The sequence below is a fragment of the Micromonospora sp. NPDC048063 genome, from assembly GCF_043202855.1.
Lineage (GTDB): Bacteria > Actinomycetota > Actinomycetes > Mycobacteriales > Micromonosporaceae > Micromonospora.
The window spans coordinates 36,209-60,747 of sequence record NZ_JBIDBG010000012.1 but is presented as its reverse complement, the minus strand read 5'-3'; the positions used below and the strand labels follow the sequence as shown (position 1 = coordinate 60,747).

At 74.6% G+C, this 24,539-nt stretch carries 18 protein-coding genes and 2 pseudogenes; 12 read left to right on the top strand and 8 right to left on the bottom strand.

Features of this window, described 5'->3' with window-relative positions; translation table 11 throughout:
* Nucleotides 1-54: 54 nt before the first annotated feature.
* The 4 genes from ACGFZ2_RS25410 to ACGFZ2_RS25395 all read left to right on the top strand — a co-directional run bounded on the left by ACGFZ2_RS25410 (nucleotide 55) and on the right by ACGFZ2_RS25395 (nucleotide 6,897).
* Entirely contained in the window at nucleotides 55-1,842 is a 1,788-nt protein-coding gene (locus tag ACGFZ2_RS25410) for an HSP90 family protein (RefSeq protein WP_393457780.1), read from the top strand.
* A 2-nt stretch (nucleotides 1,843-1,844) separates the two neighbouring features.
* On the top strand, nucleotides 1,845-4,712 hold the full coding sequence (locus ACGFZ2_RS25405; RefSeq protein ID WP_393457558.1) for a hypothetical protein: 2,868 nt from the start codon (nucleotides 1,845-1,847) through the stop codon (nucleotides 4,710-4,712).
* Between the two features lie 106 nt (nucleotides 4,713-4,818).
* Nucleotides 4,819-5,442 (top strand): TetR/AcrR family transcriptional regulator, encoded by a 624-nt coding sequence (locus ACGFZ2_RS25400; protein WP_393259606.1) that lies wholly within the window; start codon nucleotides 4,819-4,821, stop codon nucleotides 5,440-5,442.
* 87 nt (nucleotides 5,443-5,529) lie between these two features.
* Entirely contained in the window at nucleotides 5,530-6,897 is a 1,368-nt protein-coding gene (locus ACGFZ2_RS25395) for an acetyl/propionyl/methylcrotonyl-CoA carboxylase subunit alpha (RefSeq protein WP_393457555.1), read from the top strand.
* 25 nt (nucleotides 6,898-6,922) lie between these two features.
* Here the strand turns inward: ACGFZ2_RS25395 and ACGFZ2_RS25390 are convergent, their stop codons facing one another.
* From ACGFZ2_RS25390 to ACGFZ2_RS25375, 4 genes and pseudogenes are all read right to left on the bottom strand, one after another.
* Nucleotides 6,923-7,585, bottom strand: coding sequence for a response regulator (locus ACGFZ2_RS25390; RefSeq protein ID WP_393259609.1), 663 nt, complete (start codon nucleotides 7,583-7,585; stop codon nucleotides 6,923-6,925).
* On the bottom strand, nucleotides 7,582-8,820 hold the full coding sequence (locus ACGFZ2_RS25385) for a sensor histidine kinase (RefSeq protein WP_393457552.1): 1,239 nt from the start codon (nucleotides 8,818-8,820) through the stop codon (nucleotides 7,582-7,584). Before ACGFZ2_RS25385 ends, ACGFZ2_RS25390 begins: the two co-directional genes overlap by 4 nt.
* A gap of 9 nt (nucleotides 8,821-8,829) precedes the next feature.
* Nucleotides 8,830-9,762, bottom strand: coding sequence for a hypothetical protein (locus ACGFZ2_RS25380; protein ID WP_393457549.1), 933 nt, complete (start codon nucleotides 9,760-9,762; stop codon nucleotides 8,830-8,832).
* A 173-nt stretch (nucleotides 9,763-9,935) separates the two neighbouring features.
* Nucleotides 9,936-10,304, bottom strand: a pseudogene (locus ACGFZ2_RS25375) (ABC transporter permease); the annotation flags it as partial.
* Nucleotides 10,305-10,469: 165 nt separating this feature from the next.
* Between ACGFZ2_RS25375 and ACGFZ2_RS25370 the strand changes: the two are divergent.
* The 4 genes and pseudogenes from ACGFZ2_RS25370 to ACGFZ2_RS25355 form a co-directional block, all read left to right on the top strand.
* Nucleotides 10,470-11,390 carry a hydroxymethylglutaryl-CoA lyase gene (locus tag ACGFZ2_RS25370; RefSeq protein ID WP_393457546.1) on the top strand — a complete coding sequence of 307 codons (921 nt, stop codon included), beginning with the start codon at nucleotides 10,470-10,472 and terminating at the stop codon, nucleotides 11,388-11,390.
* A 233-nt stretch (nucleotides 11,391-11,623) separates the two neighbouring features.
* Entirely contained in the window at nucleotides 11,624-13,156 is a 1,533-nt protein-coding gene (locus tag ACGFZ2_RS25365; protein WP_393457543.1) for an acyl-CoA carboxylase subunit beta, read from the top strand.
* A 100-nt stretch (nucleotides 13,157-13,256) separates the two neighbouring features.
* The gene (locus ACGFZ2_RS25360) at nucleotides 13,257-14,411 is read left to right on the top strand and encodes an acyl-CoA dehydrogenase family protein (RefSeq protein ID WP_393457540.1); all 1,155 of its coding nucleotides are present in this window, start codon (nucleotides 13,257-13,259) and stop codon (nucleotides 14,409-14,411) included.
* A gap of 208 nt (nucleotides 14,412-14,619) precedes the next feature.
* Nucleotides 14,620-16,912: pseudogene (locus tag ACGFZ2_RS25355) on the top strand (ATP-binding protein); the annotation flags it as partial.
* A gap of 628 nt (nucleotides 16,913-17,540) precedes the next feature.
* Here the strand turns inward: ACGFZ2_RS25355 and ACGFZ2_RS25350 are convergent.
* Complete coding sequence (locus tag ACGFZ2_RS25350) at nucleotides 17,541-18,050, bottom strand: MarR family winged helix-turn-helix transcriptional regulator (protein ID WP_393259619.1); 510 nt, start codon at nucleotides 18,048-18,050, stop codon at nucleotides 17,541-17,543.
* Nucleotides 18,051-18,152: 102 nt separating this feature from the next.
* Here ACGFZ2_RS25350 and ACGFZ2_RS25345 point away from each other — a divergent pair, with 102 nt between their 5' ends.
* Together ACGFZ2_RS25345 and ACGFZ2_RS25340 are read left to right on the top strand one after the other, a co-directional pair.
* Nucleotides 18,153-18,734, top strand: coding sequence for a YceI family protein (locus tag ACGFZ2_RS25345; protein ID WP_393259621.1), 582 nt, complete (start codon nucleotides 18,153-18,155; stop codon nucleotides 18,732-18,734).
* A gap of 305 nt (nucleotides 18,735-19,039) precedes the next feature.
* On the top strand, nucleotides 19,040-20,518 hold the full coding sequence (locus ACGFZ2_RS25340) for a glutamate--cysteine ligase (RefSeq protein ID WP_393259623.1): 1,479 nt from the start codon (nucleotides 19,040-19,042) through the stop codon (nucleotides 20,516-20,518).
* A gap of 69 nt (nucleotides 20,519-20,587) precedes the next feature.
* Here ACGFZ2_RS25340 and ACGFZ2_RS25335 read toward each other — a convergent pair whose 3' ends face one another.
* Nucleotides 20,588-21,847: a hypothetical protein gene (locus ACGFZ2_RS25335; protein ID WP_393457537.1), complete on the bottom strand. Its 1,260-nt coding sequence runs from the start codon at nucleotides 21,845-21,847 to the stop codon at nucleotides 20,588-20,590.
* A 123-nt stretch (nucleotides 21,848-21,970) separates the two neighbouring features.
* On the opposite strand from ACGFZ2_RS25335, the gene ACGFZ2_RS25330 reads away from it, so the two are divergent.
* Nucleotides 21,971-22,651 (top strand): PASTA domain-containing protein, encoded by a 681-nt coding sequence (locus ACGFZ2_RS25330; protein WP_393457534.1) that lies wholly within the window; start codon nucleotides 21,971-21,973, stop codon nucleotides 22,649-22,651.
* 180 nt (nucleotides 22,652-22,831) lie between these two features.
* Nucleotides 22,832-23,638 carry a PASTA domain-containing protein gene (locus ACGFZ2_RS25325; RefSeq protein ID WP_393457531.1) on the top strand — a complete coding sequence of 269 codons (807 nt, stop codon included), beginning with the start codon at nucleotides 22,832-22,834 and terminating at the stop codon, nucleotides 23,636-23,638.
* Between the two features lie 72 nt (nucleotides 23,639-23,710).
* On the opposite strand, the gene ACGFZ2_RS25320 is transcribed toward ACGFZ2_RS25325, so the two are convergent.
* Entirely contained in the window at nucleotides 23,711-24,145 is a 435-nt protein-coding gene (locus ACGFZ2_RS25320) for a hypothetical protein (RefSeq protein ID WP_393457528.1), read from the bottom strand.
* A gap of 98 nt (nucleotides 24,146-24,243) precedes the next feature.
* Nucleotides 24,244-24,531: a hypothetical protein gene (locus ACGFZ2_RS25315; RefSeq protein ID WP_393457525.1), complete on the bottom strand. Its 288-nt coding sequence runs from the start codon at nucleotides 24,529-24,531 to the stop codon at nucleotides 24,244-24,246.
* Nucleotides 24,532-24,539: the final 8 nt, after the last annotated feature.

Here is a 24,539-nt window from a genome sequence, read left to right as displayed (position 1 = left end):
TCGGTGATCATCGGTACGGTGGGCGCCGGCATCGGATCCGGGGAGCACTCCAGCGTGGACCACACCTTCCAGGTCGACCTCCGTGGCGTGGTCGACCTGCTCAGTCACCACCTCTACGGCAGCCCGCGGGTGTACGTCCGCGAGCTCCTGCAGAACGCCGTCGACGCGATCACCGCGCGCCGCGCGACCGACCCCGACGCGCCCGCGCTGGTGCGCGTCGAGCCTCCGGAGCTGACCGGCGACGGCACGCTGCGGGTGCACGACACCGGCATCGGCCTCACCGAGGCGCAGGTGCACGAGCTGCTCGCCACCATCGGCCGCAGCTCCAAGCGCGACGAGCTGGGCTTCTCCCGGCACGAGTTCCTCGGTCAGTTCGGCATCGGCCTGCTCTCCTGCTTCCTGGTGGCCGACGAGATCCGGGTGGTCACCCGGCACGGCGACCACCCGACGGTGCACTGGACGGGTCACTCCGACGGCCGGTACGCCGTCGAGCTGGCCGCGCCCGGCGCCGGGCGGGCCGAGCCGGGCACCACGGTGACGCTGGTGCCGCGCCGCGACGCCGACCAGTGGTTCGGCACCCCGACGGTGGTCGACCTGGCCCGGCTCTTCGGCTCGCTGCTGCCGGTCACCGTCCGGGTCGGCGACGTGGTGACCACCGCCGGCCCGCCGCCCTGGCCGGCCACCCCGGGCGCGCCGGTCGACCGGGCTGTGCTGGTCCGCCACGCCCGGGAGACGCTCGGCTTCGACCCCTTCGACGTGCTGCCGCTGTCGGTGCCGGAGGCCGGCCTGACCGGGGCGGCCTTCATCCTGCCGAACCCGGTGAACCCGGCGTCCCGGGCCGGCCACAAGGTCTACCTCAAGCGGATGCTCCTCACCGAGCACGCCGACGGGCTGCTGCCGGACTGGGCCTTCTTCGCGCACTGCGTGGTGGACGCCAGCGAGCTGCGGCCGACGGCCAGCCGGGAGGCGCTCTACGAGGACGGCCTGCTCGCGGCGACCCGGGAGGCCCTCGGCGACCAGGTGCGCGGGTGGCTGGTCCGGCTCGCCAAGCACGACCCGCGGCGGCTCGCCGAGTTCCTCCAGGTGCACCACCTCGGGGTGAAGGCGCTCGCTCTGCACGACGACGAGATGCTCCGCCTGGTCGACCAGTGGTGGCCGATGGACACCAACGTCGGCACGCTCACCCTGGCCGAGTTCCGGCAGCGGCACGGGGTGGTCCGCTACGCGGCCAGCCTGGACGAGTTCCGCCAGCTCGCCGCCGTCGCCGCCGCGCAGGACCTGGCGGTGGTGAACGCCGGATACACCTACGACACGGAGCTGGTCGAGCGGCTGCCCACGGTGGACCGTTCCGTGCTGATCGAGCGGCTGGAGCCCAGCGACCTGACCACCCGCTTCGACAGCCTCGACCCGCAGGTCGAGCTGGCCCTGCGGCCGTTCCTCACCGGCGCCCAGCGGGCCCTGGAACGGCTCGGCTGCGAGGTGGTGGTCCGGGCGTACGACCCGGTCTCGCTGCCGGCGCTCTACCTGGTGAGCCGGTCGGCGGCGTTCAACGACCAGCTCGCGGCGACCCGGGACCGGGCCGACGAGCTGTGGGGCGGGGTGCTCGACGCGCTCGCCGCCTCCGCGCCGCCGGACCGGCCACAGCTGGTGCTCAACCACCGCAACCCGCTGGTCCGCCGGGTCACCACGTTGACCGACCCGGAGCTGGCCGGGCTGGCCGTGGAGGCGCTCTACGGGCAGGCGCTGCTGCTCGGGCACCATCCGATCCGCGCGGCCGACGCCGCGCTGCTGAACAGTTCCTTCCTCGGCCTGCTCGGCCGGGCCGTGCCGGGACAGGAGTGATTGTGAGCACCGAGGACGAGGACCTGTGGCGGGTGCTCCGCGAGGTCGGCAACATGCCGTACGGCGCGGGGCAGATCGCCGCCATCGAGCAGCTGCTGCGCCGGGTGGACGCCGGCGACGACCGGGAGCTGGCCTTCGTGACCCGGATGCAGGCCACCACCGCGTACGTCTACGGCGGTGAGCCGGCCAAGTCCTTCGTCACCTTCTCGTGGTGCCTGGCCGAGTTCGACCGCGACCCGCAGCCCTACCACCCGCGCTACGCGCACCAGCTCCTCTGGCACGTCAAGTACATGGTCACCGGCCTGCTCCGGTTCCCCGAGGTGCCACTGGACCGCACCTACGCGGTGCTCGACGACATGGAGCGCCGCTACCGGGAAGGCGGCCACAGCCTCCAGGCCGTCCACAAGCACCGGTTCCTGGTGGCGGACCACCTGGGCGACGCCGACGCGGCCGCGCACTGGTACCGGCTCTGGCAGACCACCCCCCGCGACGAGCTGTCCGACTGCGCCGGCTGCGACCCGACGACCCAGGTGCAGTACCTCGCCGACACCGGCCGGCACGCCGAGGCGGTCGCGCTGGCGGAGCCGGTCCTCGCCGGCCGGCTGAGCTGCACCGAGCAGCCGCAGGCCATCCTCACCGCGCTGCTGGTGCCGTACCTGCGCACGGAGCGCGGGGAGGAGGCGCGCGACGCCCACCGGGAGGCGTACCGCCGGCTGCGGGGCAACCTCTCGGACCTGTGGGACATCGGCAACCACGTCGAGTTCTGCACGCTGACCGGGAACGACGCCCGCGCGGTGGAGATCGTCGAGCGGCACCTGGACTGGCTGGACCGGGCTCCCTCGCCGGCCGCCGCCATGCACTTCGCCGCGGCCGGTGCCGCCGCGCTGCGCCGGGCCGGCGAGCTGACCGTCTACCGGCGGGCGGCCGGCGACCGGCCGGCCGGGGAGATCACGGCGTCCGCGCTCGCCGCCGAGCTGACCGCCACCGCGACCGCGCTGGCCGCCCGGTTCGACGCCCGCAACGGCACCTCGTACCAGTCCGAGTGGGTGGCCCGTCGGCTCGCCGCCGAGCCGACGGGTGCGCACCTGCCGCTCTCGGCCAGCCTGCGCCGTCGGCCCGTCCGGACGGCGCCGGCCGGTCCGGCCGGCGCGGCCGACCGCGCCCCGGCACCGGGGGCCGCAGGCGCCGCCAGCGTCCCGGTGCCGGCCGACGCCGGCGCCGACGAGCTGCTCGACTTCGCCGAGGAGCGGCTGCGCCGCCACGACCGCGAGGCGTTCCGGGCCGCGCTGGCCGCCTGGGACGACCGGTTCGACGCCGGGGAACTCCCGGCAGGGACGGCGGCCCACCGGTTGGAGTTGCGCGCCGCCGAGCTGGGCGACGAGGACGCGCCGGCCACGGTCGAGGCCCACCGGGCGGCGATCGCGGCCTACCGGGAGCTGGGTGACGAGGTTCGGGCGCAGGTCGTCGCCGGCCGGCTCGGCGTGCTGCTGGCCATGGCCGACGAGAGCGCGGACGAGGGGCTGGAGCTGGTCCGGGCGTCCGCCGACGTGCTGGACCGGCGGGGCGACGACCGGCAGCGGGCCGCCGGGCTGGACCGGGTCGCGCTGGCGCTCATGCACCGGGAGCGCTGGGCGGAGGCGCTCGACGCCCTCGACCGGGTGCCGGCCGAGGCGGGCGGCGACCCGTGGCTGGCCGCCCGGATCGCACTGCACCGGGCCCACGTGCTCGAACAGCTCGACCGGGAGGCGGACGCCCGGGCCGCCGCCCACCGGGCCCGTGACCTCGGCCGGGACCTCGGTCTCGGCGACGTCGTCACCGCCGCCTGCCTGGCGTACGCCCGGACGGCCGACGATCCGGCCGAGGCGGTCGCCGCCTGCGACGAGGCGCTGCGGGTGGCGCCGGCCGAGGCGTGGTTGCCGGTGCGGGTCACCCGGGCCCGGGCGCTGATGGCCGCCGGCCGGGCCGCCGACGCGGTGGACGACTTCGCCGAGGCGGTGACCCTCTGCGTCGAGCGGGGCGCGGAGGGGGACGCCTTCCTGCGCTGGGAGCTGGCGAACGCGTACCGGGTCGCGGGCCGGTTGGGCGAGGCGGCCGAGGTCGCGGAGGAGGCGGTGCTCGGGCTCGACCGGCTCGGCGCGCAGGCCGAGGCGGACCGGTGCCGGCACCTGCTGGCCGGCGTCTACGAGGGGCTGGGCGAGATCGACCCGGCGCTCGCCCTGCTGGAGCAGCTCGCCGAGAACCTGGACGGACCGGACAACCTCCCGCACCGGGCGCAGGTGCTGGAGGAGGCCGGCGGGATCCTCTACGACGCCGACCGGGACGCGCTGGCGGCGGGGCGGTTCGCGGCGGCGGCGACCGCGTACCGGCAGGCCGACCTGCCGCTCGACGAACTCCGGGCCCGCCGCCGGCAGGCGTACGCGGAGTTCTGGTCGGGTGACGAGGCGGCGGCCCTGCGCACCGTCGGGGTGCTGGACGGGTTGGCGGCGGCGCTGGCCGGGCAGCCGGACGAGCCGCCGCCGGTGACGTACGAACTGGCGCTGGCGGCCGAGGTCGGGGCGCGGGTGCTGACCGGCGACGGCCGGGAGGCCGAGGCGTACGACCGGCTGGCCGGGGTGCCCGCCCGGCTCCGGTCGATCGAGGCGTTCGGCGAGGCCGCGCAGGTGGAGGTCTTCACCGGCGAGCTGCTGCTGCGGCTGGACCGGCCGGCCGAGGCGGAGCGGCTGCTGCGCGAGGTGCTCGGCGGCCTGCCGGCCGGATCCCGCCCGGTGCAGCAGGCTGCCTGGCTCCTGGCTCGGGCGCTGGACCTGCTGGATCGCCCGGCCGAGGCCGCCGCCCTGCGGGCCGAGTACGACCTCGACCACGAGCACTGACGGTCGCGCCGTCCGGGCCGGGTTTCCCAGGTGCCCGGCCCGGACGGAAGCAACCGGTGGGTAACCGAGCCTCCACGCCGCCCGCGACTCGGTCTACGCTTGCCCGGTGACGGTCGAGCAGCAGGCACGGGGCAGGGCGAGCGGCACCGCGGGGTCGGGCCGGCGTCGGTCCCGCAAGGACGAGATCCTGGAGATCGCGGTCGGCCTCTTCGCCTCCCGTGGTTACCACGGCGTCTCGATGGACGACATCGGTGCGGCCGCGGGGGTCACCGGCCCGGCGCTCTACCACCACTTCGCCGGCAAGGAGGCGATGCTGGTCGCCGCGCTGATCCCGGTCAGCGAGGAACTGCTCGCCGGCGGTCAGCAACGGTCCGCCGGCCACCCCGACGACCCGCGCGGCGCGCTGGAGTCGCTGATCGACTTCCACGTCGAGTTCGCGCTGGCCAACCCGGCGGTGATCGCCCTGCACCTGCACGAGCTGGACCGTCTCCCCGACGAGCCCCGCCGCCGGATCCGCCGGCTCCAGCGGCTCTACGTCGAACAGTGGGTGACCGTGCTGACCGCCCTGCACCCGGGCATGCCCGACGGCGAGGCGCGGGTACTGGCCCACGCCGCGTTCGGCCTGATGAACTCGACGCCGTTCCTCGGCGGCGAGGTGGACCGGCGTCGCCGGGCCGAGCTGCTGCGCGCCGCCACCCTGGCCGCCCTGCTGGCCCACCTCGAACGGTGATCCCGGGCGTCCCGGGGGCGACTCGTCAGTAACCGGGCGGCCGTGGTTACCTGGCACCCGTCCCGACCCCGGACGCTGGGAGGAAACATGATCGAGTCGCTGCTGGTCGCCAACCGTGGCGAGATCGCCCGCCGGATCATCCGTACCGCCAGGCGGCTCGGCATCCGCGCGATCGCGGTGCACTCGGAGGCCGACGCCGGCCTGCCGTTCGTCACCGAGGCCGACGAGGCGGTGTGCGTGGGTCCGGCGAACCCGGCCCAGAGCTACCGCAACGTCGAGGCCATCCTCGCCGCCGCCAAGTCGACCGGCGCGCAGGCCATCCACCCCGGCTACGGCTTTCTGTCGGAGAACGCCGACTTCGCCCGTACGGTCGAATCGAGCGGGCTGATCTGGGTCGGGCCCGGCGCGGACGCGATCACCGCGATGGGCGACAAGATCAACGCCCGGAACCTGATGGCGGCGGCCGGGGTGCCGGTCGCGCCCGGCACCACCGACCCGGCGGCCGACCTGGACGCGGCCGTGGCCGCGGCGGCGGAGATCGGCTACCCGGTGATGGTCAAGGCCGCGGCCGGCGGCGGCGGCATGGGCATGGGCGTGGCGAACGACGAGGCGGCGCTGCGCACCGAGTACGACAAGGTGCGCGCGTTCGCCGAGCGGATGTTCGGCGACGGCTCGGTGCTGATCGAGCGGTACTTCCCCCGGGTGCGCCACGTCGAGGTGCAGATCCTCGGCCTGGCCGACGGCCGGGTGGTGGCGCTCGGCGAGCGGGAGTGTTCGGTGCAGCGGCGCAACCAGAAGCTGGTCGAGGAGTCGCCGTCCCCGGCGGTCTCGCCCGAGCTGCGTGAGCGCTTCCTGGCCGCGGCCGTGCGGGCCGGCGAGGTGGTCGGCTACCGCAACGCGGGCACGGTGGAGTGCCTGCTGGTCCCGCGTGAGCGGGACACGAAGGGTGACGGCTCCGGCTCCGAAGCATTTTTCTTCCTGGAGATGAACACGCGGCTCCAGGTCGAGCACCCGGTCACCGAGCTGGTCTACGGCGTCGACCTGGTCGAGGAGCAGTTGCGGGTGGCCGCCGGCCTGGCCCCGACCTTCGACCCGGACGCGCTCGCCCCGCGCGGGCACGCCATCGAACTGCGGATCAACGCCGAGGACCCGAAGCGCTTCCTGCCCGGCCCGGGCACGATCACCGCGTGGACGGAGCCGACCGGCGACGGGGTCCGCATCGACTCGGGCTACGTGGCCGGCAACACGGTCACCCCGTTCTACGACAGCCTGATGGCCAAGCTGATCGTCAGCGGGACGGACCGCGCGGAGGCGATCGCCCGCGCCCGCGCCGCGGTGGCCGGCTTCGAGCTGACCGGCCCGAAGTGCAACCTTCCGTTCTTCGCCGAGCTGTTGGAGAACGAGGAGTTCCTCTCGGGCGACTACGACACCGGCATCGTCGGCCGGATGCGCTGACCGGAGCCGGCGCCCGTGGGCGGAGTCAGCCGGCGGGGCGGACGAGGCGCTGCTCGTAGGACCAGATGACCAGGTGTATCCGGTCGCGCAGGCCGAGTTTGGCCAGGACCCGGCTCACGTGGATCTTCACCGTTCCCTCGGAGAGAAACAGCCGGGCGGCGATCTCGGCGTTCGAGGATCCTCGGGCCACCTCGAGCAGCACCTCGCGTTCCCGTGGGGTGAGCACGGCCGTCGGATCCGGTCCACCCGCAGGAGCGGGCAGGTGCGCGGTGACGTGGTCGAGCAGCCGGCGGGTGGTCGACGGCGCGATGACCGCCTCGCCGCGATGCACCGCACGGATGGCGGTCAGCATCTCGTCCGCCGGGGCGTCCTTGATCAGGAATCCGCTCGCACCGGCCCGTAGCGTCGCGAAGGCGTACTCATCGAGATCGAACGTGGTCAGGACGATGACCTTGGGCTGCGGTCCAGGGGCGGCGAGCAGTCGGCGGGTCGCTGTCACGCCGTCGACGCGGGGCATCCGGACGTCCATCAGCACGACGTCTGCCGTGGTGACCGCGAGCAGTTGGAGGGCCTGCGCCCCGTCGGCCGCCTGCCCGACCACGGTCATGTCGTCCTGCGCGTCAATGACCATCGCGCCGCCCGCGCGGACGAGATCCTGGTCGTCGACGAGGAACACCCGGATCGTCATGCGGCTTTCTCCACGTCGTAGGGAAGTCGGGCGGTGACCAGGAAGCCGTCACCGTCGAGTCCGGCCGACAACGACCCCCCGACCGCGGTGATCCGTTCCCGCATTCCGACGAGACCAAGGCCGGTTCCCTGGGAGTCGACGCTTCGGCCGCCCCGGCCGCCCCGGTCGCGGACCGTCACGACCAGGCTGTCCCGGGTCCAGTTGAACCGGACCTCTGCCCGGGCGACCGGCCCGGCGTGCTTGGCGGTATTGGTCAGCGACTCCTGCACCGTGCGGAAGACCGCCAGTTCGGCGCCGGGGCTGACGCGTCGGGCAGAGCCCTCTTCGTGGTGGCTGATCGTCAGCCCGGCGGCCCGCACCCGGTCGAGCAGCTGGGGCAGGTCCCGCAGGCCCGGCTGGGGTTCGCGGGTTTCGCGGGCCCCGTTCTCTCCGCTGTCACCCTGGGCGGGAACGCGGCCAGGCTCCGGGGACCGGAGGATGCCGAGCAGGCCACGCGTGTCCGTCAGGGCGAGGCGACCGACGTTCTCGATGGTTGCCAGAACCTCCGCTGCCCGCTCCGGCTCGGTGCGAACGAGAAACTGTCCACCCTTGGCCTGACTGAGGATGACGGAGAGAGAGTGCGCGATGACGTCGTGCATGTCCCGAGCGATCCGGGTCCGTTCGTCGAGGACCGCTCGGCGGGCGCGCTCTTCCTGTTCGGTCGCGGCCTGCCGGGTGCGTTCCTCGAGTAGCGCGAGGTAGGCGAGCTGGGTGCGGCGGTACAGCCCGAAGCTCCACGCCGCGACGACGGTGGCGAGCAACAGCCCGCAGACCGGGATCGGATTCGGCCGGAGCCCGGCCGCCGTCACGCTGGGGTCCGCGACGAACCGGAGGCCGGCCAGGACGGCCGCGACGGCCGCCACGGCGAGCCCCGGCGCGGCGGCACGCCGGGCCGCGTGGACACCCAGTGAGTAGACGGCGACCGGAAAGACCAGTGCGGAGGGCAGGATCAGGAAGAGCCCGCTCGCGGCGGCCTGCAACGCGAACGCGACGCACACCACACCGTACGAGGCCAGGGGCGCCGTCCGCCGGGCCGCCAGCGCGGCATGCGCGATCAACACCCCCAACCCCAGCGGTGCGGCCCGACCGACCGGCATCGACACGAAGGCCATGTACAGCGACAGCGCGGCGACCGGGGCGCCTGCGGTGATCGCCAGCAGGAGATCGGTTCGGGTGGCTTGCCTCCAGCGCGGCATGTGTCCAGCCTAGGCAGCCGACAGGCGAACGCACCGCTCGCAGCTTGGCTGGGTGCGTCGCTGGTATCCGAGCGTTGCGGCACCGAACGCGAGGCCGAGCAGCAGCCAGGACCCGTACACGAGGGCCACGATCCGCGCGGCGCCGTCGAAGCGTACGGGACCGTCGACCAGGCCGAGTGCCTGCGTGATGGTGCCGAGCCCGGCCAGTGCCCCCATGCTGAGCAGTACGCCCGTCGCCGTCCAGCCCCCTGCGAGCAGCATCCACCGCGGAAACACCCGGCCCCACGACTGCACCAGCGCGAGGCCGAGCACCGCGGCCGCTCCGAAGAGGACCAGTTCGGCGATCGGGAATCCCTCGACCGATTCCGTACCGATCGCCGCACGGGCCACCCGGCCGCCGAGTGCCCAGTACACCTTCAGCGCGGGATACGGCAGGACCAGAAGGCAGGCGGCGTAGCCCGACCAGGAGCCCGGTGGGCGCGTCGTGCCGCGGCCACAGCCGGCGCAAGCGGCAGCGGTGGCCCGTGCGTGGGAAAGGGTGGCGGCGGCCAGGAGGGCCGTGGCCGCGAGCGCGGCAGCCCGGGCCGCGAAGCCGGCCCAGTCAACGACCGGTGGCAGGCCCGGCACACCGAGCACGGCGAGTGTGCGCAGCATGTCGAAGACGATTCCGCCGGCGGACCAGATCAGCAGGATCGTGGCGGACCAGGCGACGACCAGCACCGCTCTCCGGGGCAGCCGGACCGCGCCGGGCCGCTGCATGGCCGACGCGACCGACGCACCCAGCACGGCGCTGATCGCCGAGACCCACCAGGGCGCGAACCCCTTGGTGTAGTCGTCGCCTGCCGGCAGGGCCGACTGCGTGACCGCGGTCGCCAGGGCCGCGATGCAGGCGACAACGGTGGCCGGGACCAGCCAACCGCGCTCCGCCGCGCGGGCCCTCACGGACACCGAACCTGTCGTACCAGTGGACATGAATCCCCCTCGATCATCGACAACAGTCGCCTTCGACGATCGCCCGCGGGCCGGGGGTGCGGCATCTGCCGGCAGGCCAGAACGGATATGCCGCGGGGCATATTGACAGGCCCTCGTGTGCGTTTCCTGCCGGCCCGGCCCGGTCAGGGACCGGCCAGGGCCGTGGTGGGTGGGAGCCGGCTGGCGCGGATCGCCGGGTAGCGGCCCGCGAGGGTACCGACCAGCACCGTCGCGCCCAGGCCGCCGGCCATCGCCCAGGCCGGCACCACCGTGGGCCACTGCCGGCTGTACGCGTACAGCGCGGTGATTCCCGCCCCGAGCAGGGTGCCTCCGATCCCACCGAGGACGGAGAGCAGCAGCGCCTCGGCGAGGAACTGGACGCGGATCTGGCCCCGGGTGGCGCCCAGTGCCCGCCGTAGCCCCACCTCCGCCCGGCGTTGCCGGACGGAGATCATCGTCCTCGTCGCGCATCCCGCTCCCGTCACCCGATAGGTGCTCAGCGGGAGGCCGACCGGTTGCACGGGTGGCCGAAGTATTTCCGACGGCCGTCGGCGACGACGGTAGACCGACGATCGGGGCGGTTCCCGGGCGCGTGCGGTGAGCCACCTCGCGGGGGGCGGTATGCGGGTGGGACGCTGGAAGGACCCACGCACCACGTCACAGTGAGGTGACCCCTTATGACGGAACTGCCAGGCTTCGTGTCGATCCGGGAGGTCGGGCCGCGCGACGGGCTCCAGAACGAGGACCCGATCCCGACCGACGCCAAGGTGCGGCTGCTCGACGCCCTCTCGGGCACGGGCGTGCGGCGGATCGAGGCGGTCTCGTTCGTGCACCCGAAGGCGATCCCGCAGATGGCCGACGCCGACGAGGTGTGGCAGCGGGCCGCGAAGGCCGACGGGGTGCGCTACTCCGCGCTGGTGCCGAACACCCGGGGCGCGCAGCGCGCCCTCGCCGCCGGGTTCACCGAGATCGAGGTGGTGGTCTCGGCCAGCGACACGCACAACCGGCGCAACGTCAACCGCTCCACGGAGGAGTCGTTGGACGACATCGCCGAGCTGATCGACCTGCTGCACGGCGCCGGCGCCCAGGCGGAGGTGATCATCGCGACCAGCTTCGGCTGCCCGTACGAGGGGGACACCGACCCGGCCCGGGTGGCCGCCATCGTGGACCGGGTGGTCCGCGACGGCGCCGACCGCGTGGCGTTCGGCGACACCACCGGCATGGGTACGCCCCGCCGCGTCCGGGAGTTGCTGACCGCCGTACGCGACCGCAACGCCCACATCCCCGTGCTGCTGCACTTCCACAACACCCGGGGCACCGCGCTGGCGAACGTGCTCACCGCGCTGGAGCTGGGCGTGACCGAGTTCGACGCGAGCGTCGGCGGCCTCGGCGGCTGCCCGTACGCGCCGGGCGCCAGCGGCAACCTGGCCACCGAGGAGGCGGTGCACATGCTGCACGACATGGGCATCGACACCGGCATCGACCTGGCCGCCCTGATCGAGGTGGCGGAGTTGGCCGAGCGCCTGGTCGGCCGTCAGCTCCCCTCCGGCGTCCTCCGCGCCGGCCCCCGCACCCGCCTGACCCCCCACCCCGCCTGACCCCCACCCCTCCTCCCCCCACCCCCACCGCCACGCGATCTTGCACTTTGTGCCCGGGCGTAAGCCGTAAATGCCGCAAGCGCGGGGCCGAAAGTGCAAGATCGCGGCGCGAGGGGCCGGGGTGGGGGTTGAGGGGTGTCGGGGGTGGGGCGGTGCGGTAGCCTAACGATCGTTCAGGTCGGTTCGGTTGCCCACGAGGCGGCGGGCCACGGTGGCGGCGGTAGGGGGTCGGCGTGACGCTCGACGGTGAGGCTCTGGAGCAGCTGCGCAAGCGGGCCCGGGCCGGCGGTGCGGACAAGTACCACGCGGCGAACGCCGCCAAGGGCAAGCTCTTCGCCCGGGAGCGGGTCGCCCTCCTGGTGGACGAGGGCTCGTTCGTCGAGGACGGCCTCTACGCCAACGCGATGGCCGAGGGCCTGCCGGCCGACGGCGTGGTCACCGGCACCGCCACCATCGACGGCCGCCAGGTCTGCCTCATGGCGAACGACTCCACGGTCAAGGCCGGCAGCTGGGGCGCCCGGACCGTCGAGAAGATCATCCGGATCATCGAGCGGGCCTACTCCACCGGCGTGCCGATGGTCTACCTGGTCGACTCGGCCGGTGCCCGGATCACCGACCAGGTCGAGCTGTTCCCCGGCCGGCGCGGCGCCGGGAAGATCTTCTGGAACCAGGTCCGCGCCTCCGGCTCGATCCCGCAGGTCTGCGCGCTGTTCGGGCCGAGCGCGGCCGGCGGTGCGTACATTCCGGCGTTCTGCGACGTGGTCGCGATGGTCGACGGCAACGCCAGCATGTACCTCGGCTCCGACCGGATGGTCGAGATGGTCACCGGGGAGAAGACCACCCTGGAGGCGATGGGCGGGGCCAAGGTGCACTGCGCCGAGTCGGGCGTCGGGCACTTCCTCTGCAAGACCGAGGCCGACGCGCTCGACGTGGTGAAGCGCTACCTGTCCTACCTCCCGGCCAACTGGACGCAGGCGCCGCCGGTCGCCGAGGCCGTGCCCGCGCCGGAGAAGGCCGACCTCGCCGCGCTGGTGCCGGCGAGCGAGCGGCAGGCGTTCGACATGCGGCGGTACGTCAAGGGCCTGCTCGACGACGGTTCCTTCTTCGAGATCCAGGCGCTCTGGGCCAAGGAGCTGACCATTGGCTTCGGCCGGCTGAACGGCGAGGTCGTCGGCGTGGTGGGCAACAACTCCATGTTCAAGGGCGGGGTGCTCTTCGTCGACTCGGCCGACAAGGCGACCCGGTTCGTGCAGCTCTGCGACGCGTTCAACGTGCCGCTGCTCTTCCTCTCCGACGTGCCCGGGTTCATGGTCGGCAGTGCGGTGGAGAAGCAGGGCATCATCCGGCACGGCGCCAAGATGATCACCGCGATCTCGGAGGCGACCGTGCCGAAGATCTGCGTGGTGGTCCGCAAGGCGTACGGCGCCGGCCTCTACGCGATGGCCGGGCCCGGCTTCGAGCCGGACGCCACGATCGCGCTGCCCACCGCCAAGATCGCCGTGATGGGCGCCGAGGCGGCGGTCAACGCGGTCTACGCCAACAAGATCGCCGCGATCGCCGACGAGGCCGAGCGGGCCGCCTTCGTCGCCGCGAAGCGCGAGGAGTACGAGCGCGACATCGACGTCGTCCGGCTCGCCAGCGAGCTGGTGGTGGACGCGATCGTCGAGCCGCACGAGCTGCGCGCCGAGCTGACCCGCCGGTTCGCCGCCGCCCGCACGAAGGAGCGGCACTTCTCCCGGCGCCGGCACGGCGTCACCCCGGTCTGATCCCGCCGCCGGCCCCACCCGGCCGGCGCGGGCCCGACCCGCACCAGCGACCCGTCCCGGCGTCACGAGCGCCCGGCGGCCCGTCACACAGGAGGAATCCATGGACTTCCGGCTCACCGAGGAGCAAGAGGCGCTGCGGGAGAGCGTGCGGGAATTCGCGCGCGAGGTGGTGGCCCCGGTCATCGCGGAGCACTACGAGAAGCACACCTTCCCGTACGAGGTGATCCGGCAGATGGGCAAGATGGGCCTGTTCGGGCTGCCCTTCGCCGAGGAGCACGGCGGCATGGGCGGCGACTACTTCGCGCTCTGCCTCGCCCTGGAGGAGCTGGCCCGGGTCGACTCCAGCGTGGCGATCACCCTGGAGGCGGCGGTGTCGCTGGGCGCGATGCCGATCTACCGCTTCGGCACGGAGGAGCAGAAGGCGCAGTGGCTGCCGAAGCTGCTCAGCGGCGAGGCACTGGCCGGCTTCGGCCTCACGGAGCCCGGCTTCGGCTCGGACGCGGGCGGCACGCAGACCCGCGCGGTGCTCGACGAGTCCACGGGCGAGTGGGTGATCAACGGCTCGAAGGCGTTCATCACCAACTCGGGCACCGACATCACCGCCCTGGTCACCGTCACCGCGGTCACCGGCATCCGCCCGGACGGCGCCAAGGAACTGTCCACCATCATCGTGCCGGCCAGCACCCCGGGCTTCAGCGTCGCGCCGGGCTACTCCAAGGTCGGCTGGACCGCCTCGGACACCCACGAGCTGACCTTCGACGACTGCCGGGTGCCGGCGGCCAACCTGCTCGGCGAGCGTGGCCGGGGCTTCGCCCAGTTCCTGCGCATCCTCGACGAGGGCCGGATCGCCATCGCCGCCCTGGCCGTGGGCCTCGCCCAGGGCTGCGTCGACGAGTCGATCAGGTACGCGAAGGAGCGCGAGGCGTTCGGCCAGCCGATCGGCAACTACCAGGCGATCCAGTTCAAGATCGCCGACATGGAGATGAAGGCGCACACGGCCCGGCTGGCCTACTACGACGCCGCCGCCCGGATGCTCGCCGGCGAGCCGTTCAAGCGGCAGGCCGCCATCGCCAAGTTGCACGCCAGCACCGTCGCCGTCGACAACGCCCGGGAGGCGACCCAGATCCACGGCGGCTACGGCTTCATGAACGAGTACCCGGTGGCGCGCTTCTGGCGTGACTCCAAGATCCTGGAGATCGGCGAGGGTACGTCCGAGGTGCAGCGCATGATCATTGCGCGCGACCTGGGCATGTGACGTCGCCGGGTCCGGCGGCGTCGGGCAGTCGACCCCCGCCGCCGGACCCGGCCCCCGCGCTTCCGGCGACCGGCCCACGGCGGGCCCCGGCCCCGCGCCCCCGTCGACCGGCCCACGGCCGGGCCCGCTGTCGGATATCCGCACCGCGGCGTCGGCAGGGCGACGCTCGGCTGCCGCCGGTCGCACCCCGTCCGTACTCTTCCTGCCCATGACTCCGGTTCATGATCGTTCGCGGCATCCGGGCGGTCGTACCGGCTTCCCGGAGCTGTTGCGCGGGCACCGGCTCGCCGCCGGCCTCACCCAGGCCGAGCTGGCGGCCCGGGCCGGCGTCGGTGTCCGCACCGTCCGTGACCTGGAGCGGGGCCGGTCGTCCCGGCCGCAGCGCACCACCGTCGAGCTGCTCGCCGGCGCGCTGGAGCTGACCGGTGCCGCCCGGTCGGCGTTCCTCGCCGCCGCCCGGGGGCAGGCGCCGGCCGCGCCGCCGGTCGCCCTGGTCGGCGCGCCGCCGGCTCGCCTCGACGCCGACCACCACGTCGGTACGCCGGTCGCGCTCCCGCTCCCGGTCGCGCTGATCGGCCGGGACACCGACCTCGCCGAGCTGGTCGGGCTGCTCACCGACGGGCGCGGTCCCCGGCTGGTGAGCCTGGTCGGGCTGGCCGGCGTCGGCAAGACCGCGCTCGCCCTGTCGGTGGCCCACGCGGTCGTCGACCAATACCCCGGCGGGGCGGCCGGCGTGCTCATCGGCGAGGGCTCCGACGCCGCCGACGTGCTCGCCGCCTCCGTGGCCGTCTTCGGGGTCGGCCGGATGCCCGAGCTGGCCGCCCGACTCGACGGCCGGCCGGCGCTGCTGCTCGTGGACGCGGCCGAGCGGGCGCCCGATGCCGTCGCCGAGACGGTGCACCGGCTCGCCGGCGCGGTGCCGTCGCTGCGGGTGCTGGTCACCGGCCGACACCCGGTGGGCCTGCCCGGGGAGCGGGTGTGGCCGGTCTCCCCGCTCGACGTACCCCCGCCGGGGAGCGAGCGGGCCGGCCCGTCGGCGCTGGCCGACTACCCGGCGGTGGCGCTGTTCACCGCCCGGCTCGCCCAGGTGCGCCGGGAGCCGCCCGGCCCGACCGAGCTGCCCGCCCTGGCAGCGCTGGTACGCCGCCTCGGTGGCCTGCCGCTGGCCATCGAGCTGATGGCGGCCCGGGGCCGGATCCTCGACCTCAACGAACTGCTCGACCGGTACGGGGACCGCGTCCTCGACCTGGCCACCTCGTCGGGGGCGGCCGAGCGTCCGGGCTGGGACACGGCGGAGCCGAGCCACCCGGAGGGGCCCCGGGCGGCGGTGGCCGAGACGCTGCGGGACGCGGTGGCCACCAGCTACCGCCTCCTCGCCCCCGCCGAGCGGGCCGCGTTGCGCCGGCTCGCCGCCTTCGGCAACCGCTGGTCGGTCGAGCTGGCCGAGGAGATGCTCGCCGACGACGTCGACCGGGACGGCACGGTCGCGGTGGACCCGGTCCCGCTGCTGGACCGGTTCCTGGAACTCGGCCTGCTGAGCGTCCGGGGCACCGGGCCGTTCCGGTTCCGCCTGCTCGACGCCGTACGGGACTTCGCCGCCGAGCAGGCCACCGGCGCCGGCGAGCTGACCGCGATCCGGCGCCGGCACGCCCGGGTCGTCGCCCGCCTGGTGGCCCGGACCGCGCCGGAGCTGGCGGGTGCCGACCTGCCGGCCGCGGTGCACCCGCTGGACGAGGTGAGCGGCGACATCAGCTCCGCCCTGGCCCACGCCGCCGTCGACGACCCGTTGACGGCACTGCGGTTGGCGGCGGCGCTGTCCCGGTGGTGGCGCTTCCGGGGGCGGGACGTCCCCGGCCGGCAGTGGCTGCGCCGGCTGCTGGCGGACCCGCGCACCGCCGACGCCGACCCGGTGCTGCGGGCCTGGGCGTCGCTGGGGGTGGCCCGGCTCGCCGCCGAGCACGGCGCCGGGGCCGAGGAGGTGCCGGCGGCGCTGGCGGCGCTGGCCGCGTTCCGGGACGCCGGCGACGTCACCGGGGAGGTGGAGGCGGGGGCCGTGCTCTGCGCGCTGCTGGTCGCCCTCGGCCGGCACGACGAGGCGCGGGAGCAGGCCGAGGCGGTGCTCGCGCTGGCCGGCCGGGGCGGCCGGGTCCGGGACATGGCGGTGGCGCAGAACAACCTCGCCTGGCACGACATCCGGGTCGGCGACCTCGCGGCAGCCCGCCGCCGGCTGGCTGCGGTCGACCGGCTGGCCGCGGAGTGCGGGGAGCAGCGGCTGCGGGTGCTCGCGCGGGCCAACCTCGCCGAGGTGTCCCGCCTGGAGGGCCGGTACGCCGACGCCGTCGACCAGGGCCGGCGGGTGCTGGAGGCGCTGGCCGACCTCGGCGACCCCGGCGACCCCGGCCACCGTCGCCGGGTGCTCGGCACCGTGGGCCTGGCGCTGGCCCGGGACGGGCGCCCCACCGAGGCGGCCGAGGTGCTGGCCGAGCTACGCCCGACCGCGACCCCGGTGCCGCCGTCGCCGCGTCTCGGGGAGGACGGGTGGCCCGGGGGTGCCCGCTGGGCACCGGTGCGCGGGACCCGCCCCGAGGACGGGATCTGCGCGTTGATCGAGGGGAACCTGGCCCTGCGCCGGGGCGACCGCGATCTGGCGGCGGAGTGGTTCGCCGCCGCCGCGGAGGCCGGCGCCGAGGGCCAGAACCGGCGCGACGTGGTGGAGGCGTTGGTGGGACTGGCCGCGAGCACGGCGGACCCCACCGTGCTGGACCGCCTGGACCGGGCCTGCCGACGCAGCGGCATCCGACTGCTGCCGCAGGAGGAGGAACTGCTCTACGCGCTGACGGCGGGCCGGCGCGGCGGCGGCCCCGCGACCACGTAGACCGGCCGCGGCTGGCCGCGCCGTGGCCGGGAGCGGGTGCGCCCCGCGGAGCGGGCCGGGGTGGCGCGGGCGACGAAGCCCCTCTTGCTACCCCTCGCTCGTCGCCCGCGCCGTCACCCCCCGGTGCGTCCCCACTGCCCGAAGACTAGCCACCGCGCGCTCGCGACTCCGTCCGGTTTGATCGACTATCTCCCGCGGGCGCGGCACTTCTGCCGCTCTTTCTGCCGGTGCCCGGTCGCGCCCTGATCGACCGGTCAGGCCGGGGCGGTCGCGCCGTCCGCGGTCGGGGCCGACTCGCTGCTCCCGGCGGTGGCGCCCGGGTGGACGGCGTCCCGCACCCGGCGCAGGCCGTCGAGCAGGGCGTCCAGCGCCGCCGGCTCGAGCTGGCCGGTGAACCACTGCTCGATGATCCGCAGGTGCCCGGGCATGGTCTCGTCGAGCCGCTGCATGCCGGCGGCCGTGACCACCGCGTACGAGCTGCGCCGGTCGGAGGGGCAGGCGCGCCGGGTGAGCAGGCCGTCACGCTCCATCCGGTCGACTACCCGGGTGACCCCGCTCGTGGAGAGGGAGGTCTGCGCGGCCAGGTCGGTCATCCGCAGTTGGTTGCCCGGCGAGCGGGCGAGCCGGGTCAGCACCTCGAACTCGACGGGCGAGAGGTCGTGCTCCTCGAACTGGGCGGCGAACCGGGCCGACAGGCCGGCGTGCGCCTCGTAGAGCAGGCCGACGGCGGTGATCCGGGGATCGTCGAACGCGTTCTGGTTCACCTGTTCATCCTAGCAGTACTTGACACAGGGAATGTTGTTGGCTCTATAGTTGCTGCAACAGTCGTTGAGCAACTCAATCAAGCTTCCACGGAGGGCAGCTTCATGACCAGCAGCACCGCACCGGTTACCCGCGACTGGGACGGCCTCACCATCCCCAGCGCCGGCACCTACGCGCTCGACGCGGCGCACAAGCGCGTCGGCTTCGTCGCCCGGCACATGATGGTCAGCAAGGTACGCGGTGAATTCGCGGACGCCTCCGCCACCATCACCGTCGCCGACGACCCGCTGCAGTCCTCGGTGTCCGCGACCATCCAGGCCGCCAGCATCAACACCAACCAGGCCGACCGGGACGCGCACCTGCGCAGCCCGGAGTTCCTGGACGCCGAGGCATTCCCGACCCTGGAGTACCGCAGCACCGGCGTCAAGTCCCGCGACGGCAACGAGTTCGTCCTCTCGGGCGAGCTGACGGTCAAGGGCGTCACCCGCCCGGTCGACCTGGAGGTCGAGTTCGAGGGCGTCGGCCGCAGCCCGTTCGGTCAGGACATCTTCGGCTTCTCCGCCTCGGCCGAGATCGACCGCGAGGAGTTCGGCCTGACCTGGAACGTCGCCCTGGAGACCGGCGGCGTGCTGGTCGGCAAGAAGATCAAGATCGAGATCGAGGGCGAGGCCGTCCGCCAGGCCTGATCCGCCGTACCGCATCCGGGCCCGCGCCGCACCACGGCGCGGGCCCGATGCGTGTCCACGGGCAAGAGCACGGCCGGTGCGATTTGTCACGACTCATTCGCGGCCCGGTCCGCGTAGCGGGCCGTACGGGCTGGGTAGAGATGCCGCCGGGAGCGTGCTGGCCGGCCGGCTGCGGCCGTCCCGGCCGCTGGACAGCCGGGTTCCGCCTCTGGTCCCGGCGAGGTCGGCGCTCTTACCGTGGATGGTTCACCACGCGCATTCCGGGCCGGGCGCGGTCCCGACTGCGCCTCGCGCCGGGAGGAAACATGGGCAGGGACGTCGAGCAGGGCGCCTTCTCCCGGGAGGACCGGGTCCGTTACCGGCAGAAGGTCCGGCGGTGCCTGGACGTCTTCGCCCTGATGCTGGACGACTTCGGCTTCGACGCCGACCGCCCCATGACCGGGCTGGAGATCGAGCTGAACCTGGTCGACTCGTCCGCCGAGCCGGCGATGCGCAACGACCAGATCCTCGCCGACATCGCCGACCCGCTCTTCCAGACCGAGCTGGGGCAGTTCAACCTGGAGCTGAACGCGCCACCCCGGCTGATCGAGGGGTCGGGCTTCGCCGACTACGAGCGGGACCTGCGCGGCAGCCTCACCCGGGCCGACGAGCGGGCGACCCGGTCGGACGCGAAGATCGTCCTGGTCGGCATCCTGCCCACCCTCACCGAGCGGCACCTGGTGGTGGACAACCTCTCCACCAACGAGCGCTACCGGGTGCTCAACGACCAGATCGTCGGCGCGCGCGGCGAGGACATCGAACTCGACATCCGGGGTGTCGAGCGGTTGCAGACCCACACCGACTCGATCGCCCCCGAGGCCGCCTGCACCAGCCTCCAGTTCCACCTCCAGGTCGCTCCGGACAGCTTCGCCGACTACTGGAACGCCTCGCAGGCCATCGCCGGGGTGCAGGTGGCCGTCGGGGCGAACTCGCCGTTCCTCTACGGCCGGCAGCTCTGGGCGGAGACCCGGATCGCCCTGTTCCAGCAGGCCACCGACACCCGGCCGGACGAGCTGAAGGCCCAGGGCGTACGCCCTCGGGTCTGGTTCGGGGAACGCTGGATCACCTCGATCTTCGACCTGTTCGAGGAGAACGTCCGCTACTTCCCGCCGCTGCTGCCGATCTGCGAGGACGAGGACCCGGTCGAGGTGCTGCACGGCGGCGGCGTACCGGAGCTGGGCGAGCTGCGCCTGCACAACGGCACCGTCTACCGGTGGAACCGGCCGGTCTACGACATCATGAACGGCCGCCCGCACCTGCGGGTGGAGAACCGGGTGCTGCCGGCCGGCCCGACCGTGGTCGACATGCTGGCCAACGCCGCCTTCTACTTCGGCCTGGCCCGGGGGCTGGCCGAGGCGGACCGGCCGATCTGGAGCCAGCTCACCTTCAGCTCGGCGGAGGAGAACTTCCACGCCGCCGCCCGGCGCGGCATGGACGCCGTCCTGCACTGGCCCCGCCTCGGCGAGGTGCCGGTGACCAAGCTGGTCCTGGACGTCCTGCTGCCCAAGGCCGCCGCCGGGCTGGACCGGTTCGGGGTGGCGTCGGCCGAACGCGACCGGCTGCTCGGCATCATCGAGCAGCGCTGCCGGACGGGCCGCAACGGCGCCGTCTGGCAGACCGAGGCGGTCTGGGCGGCCGAGCGGCACCGGGGCATGGACCGGGACGCCGCCCTGCACCACATGGTGCAGCGCTACGCCGAGCTGCAACGCGGCAACGAGCCCGTGCACACCTGGCCGGTCGACTGACCGACCCGCCGGGGCGGGGCCCGGTGGTGGCGCCGCTGCCCGACACCCGTGAGGTCCGCCTGCGTCCCCTCAGCGGGTGCGGCGGCCGGACCGGGGACGGCGGCCGTCGGGCCCGCGATCCTCCGGGTCGGGGTCCAGGGACGCGGCGGGCTGCCCGTCGGACGTCGGCGCCGCCGGGTCCGCCCCGGAAGCCGGCGCGGCTGCTTCCCCGGTCGGCGCGGCTGCTTCCCCGGTCGGCGTGGCCGGTTCCCCGGCCCGCTCCGGGACGTCGGACATCGGGCGAAGGGCGCCGGTGTCGGCACGGGCCGGGGTGCCGTGCTCCTCCGACACCGGGTGACCGGGCACGACGGACGGCTCGCCGGTGCGCTGCCGGGGCACCGTCACCGGGTCGCGCCCAGCGGCCCGCCGGGCGGCCCGCTGGGCGAGGGCGGCGACCAGGACGGAACCGCCGACCCCGACGATCACCGCGTACGGGGCGGTCAGGTGTGCCGACACCTGCTCCGGGCTGATCGCGGTCACCCTCGGCACCGCCAGGAAGTACGCGATCGCGACCAACAGGGGACCGGCCGCGCCCGAGGCGGCCGCCCCGACCCGCCGGTCGGGGTGCCGGGCGCTGCCCCGAGCGGCCAGGGCCCCGATCACCAGCGCTGAGCCGAGCGACAGCAGCGCCCCGGGCCAGTAGAAGTAGTCCCGGATCCAGAACCGTCCGTCGTCGGAGCTGAGCTGCCAGATGCCGAGTTGGGCGCTGGTCAGCCCGCGCCCGGCCAGCACCCCGTCGACCACGGCGACCACGGCGAGCAGCCAGAGCCAACCCACGGTGGCGATCACGTTGTTGGCGGTGGCCCGCGAGCGCAGCGCCCAGACGGCCGTCGACACCCCGACCAGGACGCCGACCGCCGCGTACGCGGCGGCGACGTTCCGGGGGGAGCCGGTGTCCGCCGCCACGGCCGCCCGCGCCGGCACGGCCACCAGCAGCACGGTGACCAGCGCCCCCACCCCGCCGGCCACGGCGAGCGCGACGTGCCGGAGAAGGCCGTCGCCCGGCCCGGCTTCGGGCTCGACCGCCGTCGCGTCGTCGGGGGCGCCGCCGGGCACCGGGGCGCGGTCGCGCAGCCGCTGGGCGCACACCGCGCCGAAGACCGCCGAGGTGGCCGCGATCCAGGTGGCCCAGACCAGGCCGGCCACCCAGGCGGTCGCGCCGGCGTTGGCGTCCGCCGGTGCCCAGTTGATGATGCCCAGCCCGTAGCCGAAGCCCAGTTGGGCCGCGCTCGCGCCGGCAGCGACGCCGACCGCGATCGCGATCGATCCTCCCCAGCCCCGTCTGGCCATGCCGGGGAGCGTAACGTCCCGTGCTCGGCGCGGCGAGTCGTCACGGTTCCGCCGGGGTGACCGCGACCGCGTCGGGCTTGGCGGGGGCGGGTACGGTCGCCGGTGATCGAGGCGGTGGACGGCATGACGGACGGGTACACGGGCGGGGGCGCCGGCGCGCGGGACGACGCCGGGGCGGGCCGGACGACCACGCTGCTCGGCGGCGGGCTGGCCGTCGTGCTGCTCGCCGCCGTCGGCGCGACGGGTGGCTGGCTCCTAGCCGGCGAGAACGACCGACCCACCCTGCCGGACGCGGCGGCGACGGCTCCGCCCACCGGCACCCGGAGCGCCGCCCACCCGACGCCGGGGCGGTCGACGTCGTCGCCGGCGCGGACGAGCGCGCCGGCCCGCCCCGCCGGCCTGACGGTCCCCGAGGTGGTCGGGGAGGACTTCGCCGAGGCCCGCGACGAGTTGCGTGAGCGGCGGTTGGGCTGGCGACTGGTCTTCCTGGGCGGCGCGGGGCGGACGGTGGAGCGCGCCTCCCCGGCGGTCGGGACGCAGGTGCGGCCGGGGCGCACCGTGACGCTCTACGTGAGCGGTCCGGCCCCGGCCGCGACGGTGCCGGACGTGGTGGGCGACGACTGCGACGAGGCGGGGGACGACCTCGTCGACGAGGGCTTCTACCCGCAGTACGGTTCGGGTCGGACCGGTACCGTCACCCGTCAGGACCCGCCCGGCGACAGCACGGGCAGGTGGAACGACCAGGTGTCGGTCTGGTGCGGTGCGGCACCGGCGGGCTCGGGCTCCGCCACCCCGACGCCGTGACGGAGCGTCCGGCACGCTGATCCCGGCCGATGGCCGTCTGGACCGCTAGGTTGGCGGTCAGGGGCCACGAAGCCCGCCCGGGTCGGGAGAGGGACGTGCGATGAGCGAGCGTCAGCGAGCGAGTCATCGGCGCGGTGCGGTGGTGCCTCGTGTCGGCACGGAGCGAAGCGGAGTGCCGGCATGAGCGACGAACGCCAGGAACCGCCCGCCGGGGAACACGACGACCAAACCCGCCCGCTGCCCCCGTCCGGCGACCCGTCCGCCGGGACGGAGCCGGCCGACCGCACCCAGCGGCTGCCCGGCCCGAAGGGCCCTCCGCCCGCCGGGGGCGACGCCACCCGGTCGATGCCCGTCGACCGCGCCGCCCCGCTGGACCGTACGGCCGCCATGCCGCCCGAGCGGTCCGGCCCGGCGGCCTGGTCCGGGCGCGCGGAGGTGCCGCCGCCCCGGCCGGCGGATCCCCGGGAGGCCGCCGAGTGGTACGCCGAGGAGCCCGGCGGGCGGCGCTGGTGGCTGCCGATCCTGTGGGGGGTGGTCGTGCTGCTGCTGCTCGGCCTGCTCGGGGTCGGGCTGTGGCTGGCCCTCCAGTCCGCGGACGACGACGATCCGGCCGTTCCGGGCCTGTCGCCCTCCCCGTCGGTCACCCGCGCGTCGCCGACGACCCCCGCGCCGACCTCGGCTGTCCCGACCACCCCCTCGCCCTCCGCGCCGCCGACCACCTCGGCGCCGGCGCAGGTGCCGATGCCGCCCGTGGTGAACCTGCCGCTGGCGACGGCGCAGGCGATCCTGGACGACCTCGGGCTGGGTCACCGGGTGGAGTACCAGGAGTCCGACCGCCCCGAGGGCACCGTGATCCGCACCGAACCGGAGGCCGGGGAACTCGTCCCCGACGGGGAGGAGGTCACCCTGGTGGTGTCCCGTGGCGCGGCGTCGCCGACCGGCGGCGAACCCACGCCGACGACGGCCGGGCCGACCGCCACCAGGTGAGCCGCCGCTGACCGGGCGTCCCGGGACCGTCACCGCTCCGGGTGGTGCACGAACGAGCGGCGGCCGGCCGGGTTACCACATCCGGCGTCTGGTTCCGACCAGGCCGAGCCCGGCCAGCGAGATGGCCAGACCGAAGACCCCGGACCAGAAGAGGGAACGGCGGACGTCGTCCGGCGAATGCCGGGCGGCCTCGGCGGTGCCGTCCGACGATCCGGCCGGCACGTCGGTCCCGGGCTCGTCGGCGGCGCCGAGTGCGCCCGCTCCGTCCGGGGAGTACGGGGCGTCGAAGGCGTCCTGCCCGTCGTCGCCGGCCGGCGGGTCGTCGTCGGCCACGGTGATCTCCGGTGCGGGGACCGGGGCGGTCAGCCGGGTGGTGGACGACAGGGCGGGGTCGCGGACCACGACCACGAGTGTCGTGGCGGCGCCGATCAGCGCCAGGATTCCGAAGGCGTAGGCGATGCGGGAGCGGTGGTGCCGCCGCGCGGCGGACTGATTGACCATGGCCATCCCAGGTTCGGGGTCCTGGACGCGCGGGGTGGAACCTGCCGGGGTGGGCGTACCTCATTCTATGGCGGGGCACGCCCCCCGGCTGCCGATCGCGGAGGTCAGCCCACCCGGAGCGGGGTGCGGGCGACGGGCTGGCGCGGTGCCCGCACGGCGTGCGTACGGGGCTCAGGAGCCGCCTGCAGTTGGCGCAGACCCTCCCGCTGGACGAAGATCGACCGCCGGTTGACCGCGTCCCCCGAGGCGTTCAACTCGTAGCCGTCGAGCCAGATCCAGCCGTCGTAGGTCGGCCAGTCGAGCACCCGGATGACCCGGAACGTGATGGGCCTGAGGAACTGGACACTCGCCGCGCGAGTCACGTGCAGTACGTCACCGGAGCGGGGAAGCACATGGGCTC